Annotated in this window: 12 protein-coding genes and 1 pseudogene; 3 read left to right on the plus strand and 10 right to left on the minus strand. The window is 48.9% G+C overall.

The genetic code is table 11. The features are described 5' to 3' along the window. The first annotated feature begins 666 nt into the window (after window positions 1-666). Window positions 667-1,215 (plus strand): 3'-5' exonuclease, encoded by a 549-nt coding sequence (locus AAEZ06_RS23730; RefSeq protein ID WP_153328938.1) that lies wholly within the window; start codon window positions 667-669, stop codon window positions 1,213-1,215. Between the two features lie 28 nt (window positions 1,216-1,243). Here the strand turns inward: AAEZ06_RS23730 and AAEZ06_RS23735 are convergent, their stop codons facing one another. From AAEZ06_RS23735 to AAEZ06_RS23750, 4 genes are read right to left on the minus strand one after another with little or no spacing between them, the layout of a single operon-like run. Continuing rightward, window positions 1,244-1,726 carry a Mov34/MPN/PAD-1 family protein gene (locus AAEZ06_RS23735; RefSeq protein WP_153328936.1) on the minus strand — a complete coding sequence of 161 codons (483 nt, stop codon included), beginning with the start codon at window positions 1,724-1,726 and terminating at the stop codon, window positions 1,244-1,246. Then, complete coding sequence (locus AAEZ06_RS23740; RefSeq protein WP_153328934.1) at window positions 1,723-3,507, minus strand: ThiF family adenylyltransferase; 1,785 nt, start codon at window positions 3,505-3,507, stop codon at window positions 1,723-1,725. The genes AAEZ06_RS23735 and AAEZ06_RS23740 overlap by 4 nt, the downstream gene beginning before the upstream one ends. Continuing rightward, window positions 3,491-4,741, minus strand: a complete 1,251-nt coding sequence (locus tag AAEZ06_RS23745; protein WP_198822260.1) for a nucleotidyltransferase domain-containing protein — start codon at window positions 4,739-4,741, stop codon at window positions 3,491-3,493. Before AAEZ06_RS23745 ends, AAEZ06_RS23740 begins: the two co-directional genes overlap by 17 nt. Beyond that, complete coding sequence (locus AAEZ06_RS23750; protein ID WP_322234667.1) at window positions 4,742-5,908, minus strand: SAVED domain-containing protein; 1,167 nt, start codon at window positions 5,906-5,908, stop codon at window positions 4,742-4,744. It lies immediately after the preceding gene. Between the two features lie 159 nt (window positions 5,909-6,067). Here AAEZ06_RS23750 and AAEZ06_RS23755 point away from each other — a divergent pair, with 159 nt between their 5' ends. Further along, a complete protein-coding gene (locus AAEZ06_RS23755; RefSeq protein WP_306106495.1) occupies window positions 6,068-6,442 on the plus strand; it encodes an AbrB/MazE/SpoVT family DNA-binding domain-containing protein in 375 nt (124 codons plus the stop codon). A 327-nt stretch (window positions 6,443-6,769) separates the two neighbouring features. On the opposite strand, the pseudogene AAEZ06_RS23760 reads toward AAEZ06_RS23755, so the two are convergent. From AAEZ06_RS23760 to AAEZ06_RS23780, 5 genes and pseudogenes are all read right to left on the minus strand, one after another. Next, a pseudogene (locus AAEZ06_RS23760) lies at window positions 6,770-7,101 on the minus strand (hypothetical protein). Window positions 7,102-8,541: 1,440 nt separating this feature from the next. Beyond that, a complete protein-coding gene (locus AAEZ06_RS23765) occupies window positions 8,542-8,985 on the minus strand; it encodes a hypothetical protein (RefSeq protein WP_153326396.1) in 444 nt (147 codons plus the stop codon). Window positions 8,986-9,000: 15 nt separating this feature from the next. Beyond that, complete coding sequence (locus tag AAEZ06_RS23770; RefSeq protein ID WP_143513909.1) at window positions 9,001-11,130, minus strand: hypothetical protein; 2,130 nt, start codon at window positions 11,128-11,130, stop codon at window positions 9,001-9,003. Window position 11,131: 1 nt separating this feature from the next. After that, window positions 11,132-12,595, minus strand: a complete 1,464-nt coding sequence (locus tag AAEZ06_RS23775) for a site-specific integrase (protein WP_017734296.1) — start codon at window positions 12,593-12,595, stop codon at window positions 11,132-11,134. Continuing rightward, window positions 12,582-13,709: a tyrosine-type recombinase/integrase gene (locus AAEZ06_RS23780; protein ID WP_153326392.1), complete on the minus strand. Its 1,128-nt coding sequence runs from the start codon at window positions 13,707-13,709 to the stop codon at window positions 12,582-12,584. The genes AAEZ06_RS23775 and AAEZ06_RS23780 overlap by 14 nt, the downstream gene beginning before the upstream one ends. Before the next feature lie 542 nt (window positions 13,710-14,251). Between AAEZ06_RS23780 and AAEZ06_RS23785 the strand changes: the two genes are divergently transcribed. After that, on the plus strand, window positions 14,252-14,461 hold the full coding sequence (locus tag AAEZ06_RS23785) for a YebG family protein (RefSeq protein WP_017734297.1): 210 nt from the start codon (window positions 14,252-14,254) through the stop codon (window positions 14,459-14,461). A 70-nt stretch (window positions 14,462-14,531) separates the two neighbouring features. On the opposite strand, the gene AAEZ06_RS23790 is transcribed toward AAEZ06_RS23785, so the two are convergent. After that, entirely contained in the window at window positions 14,532-15,551 is a 1,020-nt protein-coding gene (locus AAEZ06_RS23790; protein WP_149411698.1) for a Leu/Phe/Val dehydrogenase, read from the minus strand. Between the last annotated feature and the right edge of the window lie 71 nt (window positions 15,552-15,622).

Here is a 15,622-nt window from a genome sequence, read left to right on the forward strand (position 1 = left end):
CAATTTAACGATGGATTGGCCCCAGCGAAAACGGAAGAAAAACTCAAAACCGTGTCCGGGATGAGTTGACCACTACACGTGGCCGTGAAGGATTGGATGACGTACTACATCAACTGCGCTCGTAGCGTTGTTGTTCTGATACAGCCCAATCATTTGCAATGCAAAAAGGTGGTCAAATGAAGCGTAATTCCCCAATCGCCACGTTTAGTAGCGTTGTTTTCTGAAAACTCGCATTTGTTCTCAAATCCTTCAGGTGACGCGTCGAACACTTTCTGAATGGACACTGATGCCCTAATTTTTAAAAAATATCTCGTCGCCATGGACACAGTTAAATAGCGCTACAAAGCACTAATTTCGGTGGTTTCGCCAACTGTCCATACCCTGCTAACTAGCGGATGATGTCGCCAGTGCCGTCCTCAGTATTCTGGCACTTGACTGCCCAACGCTCGCTCATAATCTTCCGAGCCCTCATCCGACATTATGAGAATGACACACATCATTATGCTCGGACGCAGAGCTGACCAAAGGAACGTACAATTCCCCGGGAGGCATGCACTGCCGCTGCTCGAACGCCGGATAACAGCGAAATGGGTCAATGGCTTTGCCGCCTTTCCACCGTCACATGGTTACGAGCTTGATCTGGCAATTACACGAAAAGGAAATAACATGAACCCTGATGAGCTTTATGTTTCCGTCGACGTCGAGACTTCTGGACCTATACCAGGCGAATACAGTCTGCTTTCCATTGGAGCTTGCCTTGTAGATCAACCTGCCACGTCCATCTATCTTGAACTACGACCTGACAGTCCAAAACACGACCCAGAAGCACTGGCAGTATCGGGGCTGAGTCTGGAGAAGCTGGAGCGCGAAGGACTCACTCCGCAACAGGCGATGCTGACATTTGGTGAATGGCTGAAATCATGCTGCCAAACGGGACAGAAGGTCATTTTCGTAGGACTCAATGCACCGTTTGACTGGTCATTCGTCAACTACTACTTCCACAAATACTTGGAAACCAACCCCTTTGGATTTACCGCTATCGACATGAAGGCCTACTTCATGGGAGCTGTAGGTTGCAGCTGGCAGGAAACAAAATCATCCAAGATGACCGCTGCGCTGAAGCCACTCAGCGAACCGAACCATAACGCCTTGGATGATGCTCGCTTTCAGGCAGAGCTCTTCGCGCTAATGCTTGCGGGTAAAGGTAACCGCTGACGTGCCTCCCACGGCACCGACTTGAAGCTTATCTAAGCCAAGTTGCCTCAACATATCTGCCGCCCCTGAACGACCACGCCTTGATGCCTTCTGGTTTTTCGGACTTGCCAACGATAATGGCTATTGGGTGCGGCAGATCCTGCGTATAACGCGCAGCAAATCTGAAAAAACTTCCTATGTCTGCCGGAGAAATCACCGGGACAGATTGGGGATGCGTATGCCAATAGCCCACCAGACGTAACCCTTGTTCGTTGGCAGCTTGGATCTCCTGACGGCACCGCTCCGCATCCAACTCTAGCCAAGACCAGCCTGACCGATCGGCGCAATGAGGCAACGTGGCCAAGGCCAGCAGCAACCCTTTCGGATTAACCGGGCTGACGAATAACTGTCCCCCTCGCTCCACGCCAAAAAGGCCCTGCCGATGACTATCCAAGATGTCCGCGACAGCTTGCGACACCAATAGCTCGGAATCCACCTCCGCCCATCTCCAGCGCCAAGCGATATCCGTCATACAGTTTCATCCCTATGTTCCGGCCATCCGCGCTCGAGTAAGAGTTGCTGCGCCCCCTCTGGCAGCTTGGGCCCATGGTATTGGCCTCCTAGGCTCGGCACATCTTCAGGCCTGTAGATGCTGCTGACCCAAGATGCAGTGCCGATGTTGCCGGTCAATGCGCGTAAAGCCGTGTGCGACACCATAGAGGCAATATTGGTCATACCCAGCGACCCGCCTGGAATAAAGCTCTCCCCACACGCGGGCAGTGGAACCACACCTCCTCCCGGCCACTCTGTAAACTTATGAAGAAAATCGCCGATGTCCGTGAATAAATGACGGCCATCAAAGATACCGGCTGGTGCGAATAGTGCGTGGCCCACCTGGGTATAAGGTTCGCTCCAGGCTTGTAAAAGTCCCCAAGAAACGCCGCTGGATTTGGCTCGCCATACAGTGACCTCCGACTGCCAGTCTGCTGTCGTAATCACGACAAGATCTGCGTTATCGAACACTTCTGGTTTGCTGCTCATCACTACTTCTGCAAAAGTCGAATAAGCGGTGCATTCTGTAGTCGGAAGATCTAACAGAATCTTGTCCCTCAACGCTGAGGCTTTCAGCCTCCCTAGGCTATCCGCTCCCAGAACGTGCCTACCCAGATTGGCTGACACCAAAGTGTCAGGATCGATGAGGGTAAGGTGGCCGACACCGGAGCGTGCCAACTGTATTGCCACCGCACTGCCTAACGAGCCAACGCCAACACAAACGACCCGAGCATTTTCAAGGTGCTTTGCTGTGCCGCTTATATCGCGGGACAGAATGGACGCACGATCAAGCACGTCTAGGGCAGTTGCGCGGACGAGTGCCGGAGGATGTGCATTTGCTATGGCTGGCCGGCGGCGCGCTGTGCGCAAGCCAAACTTTGCCCCCCGCTCTTGCTGTACGCCAAGCGAGCGCACATTGAGGCAATAAGTTGGAGCATCCGTCCCCCCAGGAAGCTCCAGGACAATCCATCGACTCGCCAACGTTCCATGCAGCTCAAACCATGCCAGCAATTGCTCGGCATCGTCTGGTTGAAGGTGTGGCGTTAGCCACAGCAATAAATCTTCTGGATCCGGGGTGCGGATATCCGGATAAGTCTGAAGCTTGACGTAAAAACCGGGAGTTTCGGCCGCGCGAATGACAGCGGAGCGCCCGACAACCCGTCGGTAATGCCCTTTGAGTGCAGCTATGTTCGATGCTAGCCAAACCGTTTCCTGACCGGATGGCACAGCCCGGCGCGGATCGCTGAGAGCAAACAACTGCGAGGCGGTCTGAGGTCGATCCAAAAGTAAGAGGTTCTGGAATGACTGACCGTGCTGAAAAGACCAGTAGGTAGTGATCTCATTCTGAAATTCGATATCGCGCGTTGTCTGGCTTGATCCCATTTTGGACAACGAAACGATCTGGGCCAAGCGCGCAAGGCTGTCCTCTACCACGACCTCCGGGGAGCCCATAATGGGGCGCTCCTGAAAGCCATGAAGACAAAGCCCCGACTTGGTGGCATGCGGCCAAACCAGCCATGGAGAAGGTTCGACGTTCAGCCGCAAGAGCCCACGGGGAAAGTTGGAGGGGAAACCTATACGCAGTCGCCGCTCCTGCCCCGTGTAATCGATGGGCAAGGGGAAGTGAAAGCACGCCGCTTCGTCAGCCCGCATGGGTGCGGGCTGGAGCAATGCATCGGCCGCATCCTGACCTAGGGTGTTTCGCAGTGCCGCGATTCCGCGCTGCAATGGCGTCTTAATAGGATCAGCCAAGGCGTCCAACTGGCTTTACGCTCGACTGAGAGGTTCCGCCACCGCTGGCCCCTCCGAAGAGCGAACCCATCGAAGCAGAGTTTCGAGTAGTGCCATCCGGTCGGCCGGGCATCGTCCAATTCGCAGGGATCTCATTGTTCACTACCGTAATGAGTGCCGGTGCAATACCGAAATTCTTTTTCACTGCCTCGGCAAAGGAATCGTTGGATTCAAAACTTTCCAAACCCAATGACACAGATGCACTGGCGTCCGCATGCCACTTGGCAAATGATTGACGATAGCCTTGCCCCTCACCCGGTCGATTCCACTTCTCTGCAAAGTTTTCGCCATTATCGGCAGGGTTGCAGACAAAGAAATCGCTACCTCTTTGCGCGATGTGCTGCGGCATTCTGCGAACGATTTCCAAAATTGCATCGAGCGGTGCCAAAGGCTTCGACTGGGACTCCTTCACGACATCTAGGTACGCGTGAGTGGCCAAAGTGGTGATAACAGCAGATATGGGGCGAGTATCAGCGCTCCTTGTTTTGATGGCCCATTCATCGCGATGCCGCTTAAGCAGCTTTATGGTCGCACGCAGGGGATCTAGATCGATGTAGTCCTGATAATGCGGCAAAGGATCTTGTGTCGCGGCATCAAGCATTCGCTGGCTTTTGGCAATTGCCAAGCTTTCCATAGAGATTTTCTGGGCCGAAGCAACCTGCAACCAATTCGAGTAAGGAATAGGGCTGCTTGCTTTCCACCCTGTGATCCGATCCGGAACCTCCAGCTTACCCTCGCCGTTTGCTTCGCCATTTCCGTTGATCGCGCGGGCAGGTGTGACATCAATGTGGAAACCTGGATTTTCGTCGGCATAAACGATCCGAATACCACGACGTAGTTGCTTAACTTCCTCCTGAACGCGGGAGCCTTCTCTAAAACGCTGTTCAATCGCCTCTAGAACTTCCTTCGCACCAGCGCCTTGAGCGTGAGGGAGCCAGATAATCGCGTCCGCATCAATGGTGTCCAGATCCGCAGGCGCGCCGGGAATTGGCTTGATGGTGGTTTTCAGCCGCATTGAGCCCTGAACGAAGATATGGGCCTCAGCGAGCAACGGATTGTCAGAAGCCGAGAGGATTTTTTCCAGTTGGGAGTAGCGGTCGTTGATTTTTTCGTACTGCGCCTCCGACAGCGAGATTTCCCGCGCGGCGCGAAGCAGAAAATATTCCCAACTGCTGCGCTTGGTCTGTTCGTTGCTCAAAAGCATTTACATAGCCTCCTGGGCCACCGAGCCCAATTGCAGTGTTTGCGTAAACCGATCTTGGTTTTCTTTGTCCCGATCGAAGATCAGGTACGTATGTTGATGCTGCGTTGTGAGCAACGCGCCAAACTCGATGGCCAGTGCCGCAGGAATGGCAGCGAAGACGTGGATAGGATCAGGAGTCAGAGCATCAAGCTGACTCAGTCGTATTTGGAGTGCGTCGCGAAAGGCATGAATCACCCGACGGTTCTGTACCATCGCGTAGCTTGGTTCAGGGATCGACAGCTCTGCAATACATGCACCGGGTAGAGCGTCGGTCACGTCGCGAACTGGAACTTGTGCAGAAATGGAGAGCACCAACGCCAGTGGACCATCGCCGTTGGGTGGAGGCGTGAACAGAAAACTGGGCGGCTCAGCACACTGATCGGGCCAGCGCAAAAGATGCTCGCGGTGAAAAGAGAAGATTAAGCGTTTGGAACGATCGCCGATGCTCTGGCCCAACATCATCAAAGCTGGGATATCGGCCAAGCCTACTACTGCTAGCGCGGGCGAGTCGCCATAGGTGCCGCCCCGACGCTTGAGTTGCTGCTCCAGCTCATACTGGATGCTGTCTTTGACGTTCTGCCAATAGGCAGCGTCCCTGCCGCGCGGTCCGGGCGCAGGGAAGGCAATTTTGATGCCTTGATCGAAGGCGGTTAATCCCTCCGCAGACATCGCAGTCAATAGATCGCGAACGGGAATATCGTTGATCGTCTGGAAATGCTGACTCTGAACAATGAGAGGAATCGCTCTGCCACCATCAGGGGTCGTTGCGGCGATTCGGATGCGCTCTAGGTATGCTTGGTGTAAACCACTCAAATCATTTTCAGGATAACCGTCTGCGTCACGATCAATTTTGTCATGACAGCCTGGGCACAGGAGCATCAGGTTAGCAGTATCGTTCGTGTGCGCCTCAGCATCATGATCCGCGCGTCCCCGAGGCCCCTTGGGACTGGCGGGTAGGATATGCGCCACTTCGCCCCATTTCATTGGCTTGCCGGCACGATAGTCGAACGTTAGATCTGTGCCGCACAGTTCGCAATGACCAGCGGTCTGTGTCCATACGATCCGCTTCGTCTCATCATTCGTGTTAAAGCGCCCAATCGCGGGCTTAGCGTCTTCTGGTTCTGCCATTTCGACCTATCCCCGAGAAACATCCATGATTGAAAACGATGATGGCAAGATAAGATCATATTAAGGTCATTTGCCTCAAATTCAAGAGAGATCTGAGTGGTGACCAATGCTGAGCCAACTTCGAGCAGGACGCTTGTTTTGACTCATCGAAACGGAGTGATGGCAGCTTTCGCTTTCTGGAAAATGCTGATGGGTAATGGCGCTGACCAAAGCGTATGTTGCAGCACTTCGGGAGAGGCAGAAAATCGGCCAAAAGCAGACGGCAGTGATTATCACGCTTCAACCGGCTTAGGCATCGCGAGCATAATGAATCGTTCCTACCAAGACCAAATCGTGGAAAATATTATGATCGAAGCTCAGCGCTGGAACGTGAAATGTCAAAATCCTACAGATGGAAGTGGAGACGTCATCGTTGACTTACCTGCTGACCTACTCGTGAGCATGGGACTCAGTATCGGCGATGAATTGACCATTGAAGTGGTCGACGGAGCAATTGTTTTAACTCCTAAGTCGAAGGATCAAACTATCCCCTGAACCATTTCAGGGCTCGAGTTAAATCTCAGGTTAGCACACAGAAATTGGGGCTATCGACGGCGAAGAAAATTCTATTGGGTTAGACAAGAAACTGCCGTGCTACGCTGCAACTGGTCGATTTTTACCTGTCGCCACCCTTAGATACGTGGCTTGGGTTGGCGACCACTTAAATATTGAGAGTTGGATCGATTGATGGTGTTAAATCCAGTCCGGGATATGACTGACGCCCCTAATATTTTAAGCTTCAATCGACACGAACCTGTTGGGTGACCCCGCGGTAAGTGAAGGCGGCTTAATACCCCGCGGGCGAAAAGTGAGAGTACCCACTTACATCGATGTGACCGACACTACTTTCACAAACCTAAATTTTTTTTGGCCGTCTTTGTAGCTTCTCGTTCTGCAACTAGGAAGCTCAGCGTATCGGCCTCATGCACCATCTGGTGCGTCTCACCCTCGAATTCGCTCCCCACACGGAGCGTAACTTTCGACCTAGATGTGAAGCCTTTTGAAACCGCCTTTTTCCTCGCTGCCTTCCACGGTTGCACGATCACGACATCCGTGACTGTGTCCTGAACGTCTGAGTTAATTGCGGGCGTAGAGGGCTCAGAATCACCGAATAGCGCCCCACGTATCTCATCTTCCATCAATTGCGTATTCATACTATTTCTCAGAAGAGTGACTGACAACTGTCGATCAGTAGCGGTCAACCTATCTCCTTAAAAGCCCCCGGCAATCAACTATCGGTGGGGTTTCTACAACGTTAGGAGGCGAGTTTTGAGAATATAATCACTCACAGCAATTTACCCGTTAGCAAACCTACCGGTTCATGCTCGACTCCAAATATAGCTGCAGCATCAAGGAAATGGTTCGAAGCATCACGGGATCGTCTCCGCAGTATTAGCCTCGCCTCCCTCTCGAATTGACCTTTCATGAGCCACTTGGATGTTTCGGCCTTACGTTTGCCTTTCATGGTCAATCTCATTAGGTCTAATCGTTTTTTTAGGGGGGTCTTGGGGTAACGGTATCACCAAACGCTGGAGCATGGTGATTCACAACGCAAACCGGTCTGACACTTGAATAAACATCACCTCAACCATTCTGGTTTCGGCAATGACCGCAAGAGTAGCGCTGCCGTACTGATGCATAGCTGCCGGCGGAAAATATCCGAATATATCCTGCTGACTATAATCTATAGTCACCAGGATATATTCAGATAGGTGTGGGAGCACTTAGCATTCAGCGGTAACAGTCAGTCATAAGAAAATTATCAATTAAGACAACTTCGGTCCAGCCACATCATCAGAGTGAAGACCTGAAATGTTCTGCGGCTGAAACGGTATACCAAAAGGCGTTCCCAAAGCGCAGAAAACATTTAAACCAGTAAAACAAACACAATATTTATTGAAAGTAAGAAGCATATCCACATTATCAAAATTTTGTGAACACGAATAACGCTTTTCTGCATAAAGTCTGACACAGCACCAATTATCTCTCTAAATATTCCGAGGGTGCGCTTTACGCGCGTAAGGATTTCTGATCATATTTACAAGCTTTAGTGCATACAGTCTGAGCAATTCGTGGTCAAGACTCTGGCTTTGAGGAATCAAGCTTCTGAAGAAGAGTTTTCGTTAACCCGGAACTTTCATTGTCATACTTTCTGAATGTATCTTCAAGATGATAATGCCGTCCGCTTCCCAGTACTTTAACGCATTTAAATCCAACCTGGCCAGGTTATCTTAAATTTTTACACCTATTGTAGGCCCGCCTTCAACTTAGGGGATTCACGACACAAAATATTAAAATTAAAAATCCGCTGATTCTTCTTATTTACCAATTTCAACAAAGCTCGTCTAGTTGAAATGCCAATCACCAAAATTAGCAAACTGAATTTAATAATGACTGAAGCCGCCTACATATTAAAAGCCACATAAAATTATGCACGGCCATTTTTATTCAATGAGCACGCCTTAGCTTCGAGGGTAAGTAAATCATTTGATCATATCCCTTAGCTATGGGTATCGCTGAGGTTGGAATAGATTTAATAATTCGCGCCCACACTTCGAATCAAGTATAAAAAATTGATTTCTAACGAATTGCAGCTAAGGGTCCATAGCAAGTAGACGCACCTCCGGCATTGGATTGCAAATAGGGCATTCAACCACACCTGCCATATCACGCCTAATAAACTTAGAAATATCTAACGACTCTTTTACGATAACGCTGATCACGTGCAAATATTGCACGCGCAACGCCTCATAACTCATGATTGTACGAGTCAAGTCATTCTCTAGCTTTGAAATTTTCACTTTTAAATTGGCAGCGTGCGAGTCCTTATCCAGACTATATTTTTTAAGAGAAAGTGTAGATATGGCTTCATCAAGCTCCCCCTGATGCTTCCTGATAGTTTCTCTAGAAACGTTCGCAAAAACGGCTAATTCCTTTTGGCTATATACATATTGTTCCCCACGACTTAGATATTCAGTATTCAATGCATTCAACGACTCATTAAGATACTCACTCAACCGCTTTCCTCTACGCTGCATTTTGAGTCTCCGGCGCTACTTAAGTTGGCGAACCTCCAACAGGCGAGCGGTACTTCTTGCCACGCGGCTGAAATGGACATCTTGATGACCACCTTCCCCACCGTTCGCTTGAATATATTCCCTAATAGTATTAGCATCATCATTGATTTTTTTCAGCTCAATAAATTGACCTTCATTCTCTACATCCACCACCAAACTTTCACAGCAGTCTCCTCGCTCATTGACTGACAAGCAAGAGAGACTATGCCTGCACGTTTTCAGAGCTAAATCTAATGTACATCCCCCATGTGGCATTGGATTGACAATCCGTACTGCGGCTTTGAGGTATTGTTCGGCAGTTTGGCGATCGGTCATGCCCAAAATGTTATAAGTCTCTTGTATTTGCCCAATGGCTTTATCTTGCCGGATGCTTGTCAGCAAATCCTGAACAACTTTGCTTCTATCGATCGCTAACGTCTGATCATATACTCGCGCCTGCGCTAAGCTTTTTCTAGACAAGAGCGCGTTAACTTGCAAATCAGTCAGCCCCCCTTGCTTGTAAACAGTATTCAACCAGTGTCGTATATCATGCCATGTGAAAGTGGCAACATTACCAGTTCTAGGATCAATAACATTGTATTTAGAAAAAACTGAATCTAGGCCTTTCGCGGCATCGGCCAGCCAATAACAAAATTGTGCTCGAGATACCATCGTATAATTAGCCAAATCCGTATTGAACGAAGTATGAAAAAAGAAACGGGGTAGAACCATCAGCGCATCCTCAACCTCAAGCACTGCACCAGTACCATCTCGAATAACTGGCTCAATTTGTTTATGAAATTCTCCCTCAAAATTGGCGTCATATGTAAATGGGAACGATTTTTTCAACAACTGATCCGAAAGACACACATCAAAAATCTTCCTCACAATACTAGTCGCTGTTTTGTGATGCCTAAAGCGCATCTGATAAAACTGCTCGAAGCGATTGAATGAAACCGAATGAGGATGCACCAACAATACTTCCCTCCAATTAGGAGTATCAAGCGTCACAGGAAACGAGCGCCAATTCGAATCTAAAGAATAATAGACACCTTCTTTAAGTGCCATTTGCCTGTTAACCTGCCTTTTAAAATGCCTTGCACTAACACCTATATACTTAGCTCCTCCATTGATACCCAGGCGCCGCTGGACTCCAACAAAATCTATAAATTGATTACGTTTACCAACCCAAACTGCATCAGGCGTAAAGATACTAAAGCTGGTGGTCCACTCGTGACAAAATCTCCTCGCATAGTACTCTGTAGCTTCCGGCGATTTCCAAACCTTATACCAATCGACAGCCGATGATTCTTTTCTTTTGCGCGCTATACGTCTGCCCCCCACTGTTAGGTTCTTCAAAAACTCGACTGCACTTTTAACTGCCGGCAGCAAATCCTGTGGAAACAATCTCAACGTCTGACCTTCGACCTTTTCGGGAAACAGTCTGAGCACCCACGCGCCCTCATGAAATACTAAACAATCAACTGGCAAACTTGCCAGCTCGCCAACACGCCCCCCCATTGCAGAATTCAGTACAATTGCATTTATAAAAAAGCGATCTTTCGGAGCAAGACTTTCGTTCGACGCTAGCCCGAAAAAATCCCTCATCACCTCAATAGGTATGAGTTTATTACGTCTCCCTTCCTCAGTTCCATCCCGACCATGCTCTATAGTGCTGGTTGCGAGCGCCTTATAACTTATTCTAAGACCTAGATTTATTCTCAGCCAAGAACCAAAATTAAATAGCTTTTTTTGAAGATTGACGTTATTCCCCACGGCAATTTCAAAATCACCATTATTCACCTGCATAATACTTTTTGACCCTAAAATTTCGTCCAGTTTTTTGATAGCCCTCATATCTCCAACGGCGGTAGCATCACAGATATTAGATTTCCAGCGCTTATTTAATATGTATGCTTTAGCTACAGCTCTGAGACCAAGATTACTAATGGACGAAAAAAGAACATTTGAATATCGCGCATTGCCGGGACGTCTTTTCCAACGCAAAACATTCCATTTGTCAGAAAAAAAATCGATATCATCTTCCAAAATCTGCATCCACCGCGTGCACTTATCGATTAGTTGACTTGGCATACCGATTGCTTTTAATTTCTTTAATAATTCCAATTTAGTCACCTGCTTCGATTTTAACAATCACATCTGTGATGGATTGATAAACACGCTCCAACTCTTTAAGCACTTTACTACGTTCGGATCCGTTGATTGCCGCATTCCACTTATTCAACATAGCTTCTATGTAATTCAAAGACCGATAGTGATCGGCATCTTTCCAAGCGATAAAAAATGGACATCCGTTATAACAGCTAAAAAATGGGTGTTTAGTACAAGCAACTTGACTTCCACAGGACCCCACTACTGCGGGGGCAGCTATAACTGGGATCAGTATTGGATTACCTGGCGAAATCGGCGCTATCTTCCCTGCAAAAAATGCAGCTGTGAGCTCGGAAAAGATACCGCCTAACTTTCTTCCGACACGATCCAAGAGTGGACAAAAATCAGATACTAGGCAGTCAATATATGCGTTTACTGCGAAAAGGCTCTTATGCTCCAACACATACCTTATCTCTTCGCTAGTACATCCCTGCATGGCCATTTGTGTTGCGCCGCTATGACGGATACGATACGGCGTCAAAATCAAGATTTCGTTGGTTCTAGGGCTAATGATTTTCTTTTTTCTGGACCAGTTTTTTATCATAGCGTCGAAATTCGATTTTGTGCCAGGTTTAGATGTTACAATTAGCCGCCCCTTAGCCTTTTGACACTCACTTACGCCTTCACGCTTTCCATACTCTAAAATTTCATTAGCTAGTTCAGCTGTAATAGGCCACAAATCACTGGGCTGTCCCGCGTTATACTTAATTTTCGGAATTCTCAAGAAGAATTCTTTTTCACCTAAAATACCTGGCGGCGACCAGAGAGCCTCAATATCCATACTTGAAATCTGCATTGGTCGCTTGAGCGTTTCAAAGGAAATCCAAACAAAAAGTCTTGCAACATTTTCATCCCATGACTCGTTCCCACTCTCAAGCATCGCTCGGCGCACCAACTCCAGCTCTGCGTTAGTCAAAGCCCCACGTTTTTTATCCCAATCCGATATAACTCTTGTCGATGGCGAGCCCACTGCAATTTGATTAAGTTCAGCAGCGTAAATTTCGTCCGCCTGGGCCAAACCATTATCAGCACAATATGTATAAAATTTTCTAAAACAAAGCCTTATAGACTTCGACGCGGTAGCGAACATCTCAAAAAGTTCATGCCATGACAACGACGAAAAATTTTTCCACTCATCCTTCCATACAACAGCCATCATCTTTAATGCTGACTTCACTTCATTTACAATTGCCGGCGTATGGTCTTGAAGTTTATCACACACATATTCGTATGCTGCATCAACTACCTGAGAGCAAAACAGGTACATGGAAAAGTCAATCCAATATCTTCTGCCCCTCCAGATACTTTCTATCCTCGGCCCAGTCACATCAATCAACAAACAGGAAGAAGGATCAGCGTAACACTTTATGAAGATATTCCCGTCGCTATTTACATACTTCCCCTGTTCATTGACTTCCATTCTGAACCCTCCTCTTATTATTTTCAGTAACTTTTCTACGTGTAGAATCTCTCACTGCCCGGTTTGCATAAAGAAGCAAAGACGTTTCACTTCGCCACCCCCCCATATATACGATGCTATCGATTGCAGCGTTTCGGTCAGGAGATTCCTGAGCTGCAATATATAATCGGTTAAACTTTGAATGGCGAAGCAAATGCCATCTAAACGTTACTCCAGATTTCCGCTGAATGACATTTGCGATGCGGCTCGCGGAAGAACAAGACAAAGGTTTTCCTGCGCCAAAACTTCCATGCGTAACAAACAGATAATCATGATCTAAAAAATTAGTCACTCTCATCTTGCCCCTGATAAATTTCTTCATAACCCTATATTTCTTTACATACAGCTCAAGCAATCCAACTAGATCATCATCCTCAGGCTGTATATACAAATATCGACCTAGCGTTTTAACTTTTGGATTATAAGGAACTCTGGAGTCTAGATTGCTATTTCTTCTATCCAGATGAACTATTTCAACATACGGATCACTACCCGACAAATTCAAATCTTCCAACCTAAGCGATAGTGCCTCACCAATTCTTAATCCAAACGCTTTTACGAGTCGCCATAATAAATAATTTCTATGACAAATACCCTTGTCAAATTTTGCCTCTTCAAATTCATGTAGCAAGAGATTTTCGATTGAATTAAGCTCACTATCGCTCAAGTCCAAAGCGAGTTTTCCTCCCTCCCCTCCAATGGTCGCCTTACTCCAAAAAAAACGCTGCGTATTAACGAGGGCAATTAACTCCACATCCGCCTTAATCAGCTCACTCGAGCTTACATAGTTGAAAACAAACCACACAACAAAAGTTTTACAGCTTTGCATTACCTGCCTATTGTAGGCGCTGATAGTGTTTGAGTCTTTGTCAACCACCTCACTGAGCCAATCCGAGAAACTTTTTATTTGTTTATAGCGAAGCCCAAATCCACTCAATAGATAGAATTCTAAATCGACTTTTCCTTCGCTAGCCCAAGTAAATAAAAATGCTACGTGATGAAACAGGGTAAATATGCTACCTTTGTTTTTTCTTTCCCCTCGGGCGTACGCTGCCTCGAAAAGCGATGCAGCCAAAGACGGAACCAGTGTTCTAGAATTGACAAATAAGCATCTACCGACCCCTTCAGCTTGAAACTTGACTAGTTTATACCGTAGATTTTTTCGACCCTTCGATATGCGAATATTAACTTTCACAGTTCACGCCCCCATTTAGATTCGCAGGCGTCCGTCCATATGCAGCCAAACAATGCACATCGATATAGATTTTTCTTACCTATAGCGAACAATAACGAGCGGAAGATCACAGACACATAGAATTTCTTGCCCATGGGCTTAACATCCCACCAGGCAACGCCCGGTAGACCAATTAGAGATTCGGCTCGAAATTGATATTGAAGGTGTGATCTTTTAATACACATGCGCACAACCCCGACGTCTTAGTAAACGTTCGTGGGTACAGATGCGCGTCAGCGGACTCCGACAGGCGGTCGCTATCTATGGTCCCGAGGCGTTGCGATGACGCCCCTAATTGACGATAGCGCGCTATCAGCAGGTTCGCCACTCCGCAATTTAATATATTCCTAAAATTAAGTAGGCACCTTTCGATCCACTAAATCATGGATAAAGCCGAAGCTGACCGTCATGACAAAATGCTTGAACTCGCCGAGTTGCTGGCAGAAGTGTTGCAAAAAGCCGTGCCGTCCCTGAGCGAGCAGCAGGTGGAGGAAGCCGGGATCTACATGGCGAAGAATCGCGATGTGTTTGCCAAGGCGTTCAAGAGCCAACCGGACGCGCTGTCCGAGTTGCTGAACCCGCCGGCGGAATAAAGCCAGAATTGAACAGGCCCTGAATCATTGGTTCAGGGCCTTTTTAATGCCTGGCTTTTGTACGAACAGCTCAGCGGTACAACAAGCGCTCCGCCAACTCATCCGCCACCCGCGCGGGCGAGCGTTTTTCAGCCTGGGCATGGGCGAAGACTTCGGTCAGGCGGGTGCCAATGTTCGACAGGTGGGCAGTGATGGTCGAAAGCTCTGCACCGCCGTGCTTTAGGGCGACGTAGATCAGCCCGCCCGAGTTGATCACATAGTCCGGGGCGTAGAGGATGCCGCGGCCTTCCAGTTGGTCGGCCACTTGCAGGTTGGTCAACTGGGCGCTGGCGGAGCCAGCCACCGCCGCGCAACGCAACTGGGCGACGCTTAGGCGGTTGAGTACCGCGCCCAGGCCGCAGGGTGCGAGGATGTCGCACGGGGTGCTGAGCAAGGCGTCGTTGGCAATCGGGTGGGCGCCCAGTTGTTCCATGGCCAGTTGTACCTTGCCGTGGTCGATATCGCTGACCAGCAATTCAGCACCAGCAGCATGCAGTTGCTCGGCCAAGGCGAAACCCACATTGCCCAGGCCCTGGATTGCCACCCGCAAGCCTTCCAGGTTATCGCTGCCCAGGCGCGCCATGGCAGTGGTACGGATGCCGGCAAATACGCCCATGGCGGCATGGGGTGATGGATCGCCAGCGGCGGTGGTGCTGGTGACGTAGCGAGTTTGTTGGGCGATGCAATCCATATCGGCCACGGAGGTACCGCTGTCGATGGCGGTGATGTAGCGGCCGTCGAGTTGTTCAATGCAGCGACCGAAAGCTTCGAACAGCGCCGCACGGCTTTCCACATGGGCGGGGCGAATGATCACCGCGTTGCCACCGCCCACGGGCAAGCCAGCCAGGGCGGCCTTGTAGCTCATACCCTGGGCCAGGCGCGCAGCATCCGCCACGGCACTTTCATCGTCCGGATAGGCAAGGTAGCGACAACCACCCAGGGCGGGCCCCAGGCGGCTGCTATGAATGGCAATGACCGCCTTCAACCCGGTCACCGGGTCAACACTCAGGTGCAGCGATTCAAGGCGAGTGCCGTGCATGAGAGCAAACATCGTCGAGCTCCCGAATCACTTCTTGTAGTCGATAAGTATAGGCTGCCGGTGAAAGCTTGCCGAAGTACGCC

Source organism: Pseudomonas sp. HY7a-MNA-CIBAN-0227, assembly GCF_040310325.1.
Classification (GTDB): domain Bacteria; phylum Pseudomonadota; class Gammaproteobacteria; order Pseudomonadales; family Pseudomonadaceae; genus Aquipseudomonas.

Coding starts and splice junctions, on each gene's coding strand:
- AAEZ06_RS23730 (WP_153328938.1), top strand. CDS start 667: ATGAACCCTGATGAGCTTTATGTTTCCGTCGACGTCGAGACTTCTGGA.
- AAEZ06_RS23735 (WP_153328936.1), bottom strand. CDS start 1,726: ATGACGGATATCGCTTGGCGCTGGAGATGGGCGGAGGTGGATTCCGAG.
- AAEZ06_RS23745 (WP_198822260.1), bottom strand. CDS start 4,741: ATGCTTTTGAGCAACGAACAGACCAAGCGCAGCAGTTGGGAATATTTT.
- AAEZ06_RS23750 (WP_322234667.1), bottom strand. CDS start 5,908: ATGGCAGAACCAGAAGACGCTAAGCCCGCGATTGGGCGCTTTAACACG.
- AAEZ06_RS23755 (WP_306106495.1), top strand. CDS start 6,068: ATGGCAGCTTTCGCTTTCTGGAAAATGCTGATGGGTAATGGCGCTGAC.
- AAEZ06_RS23765 (WP_153326396.1), bottom strand. CDS start 8,985: ATGCAGCGTAGAGGAAAGCGGTTGAGTGAGTATCTTAATGAGTCGTTG.
- AAEZ06_RS23775 (WP_017734296.1), bottom strand. CDS start 12,595: ATGGAAGTCAATGAACAGGGGAAGTATGTAAATAGCGACGGGAATATC.
- AAEZ06_RS23785 (WP_017734297.1), top strand. CDS start 14,252: ATGGATAAAGCCGAAGCTGACCGTCATGACAAAATGCTTGAACTCGCC.
- AAEZ06_RS23790 (WP_149411698.1), bottom strand. CDS start 15,551: ATGTTTGCTCTCATGCACGGCACTCGCCTTGAATCGCTGCACCTGAGT.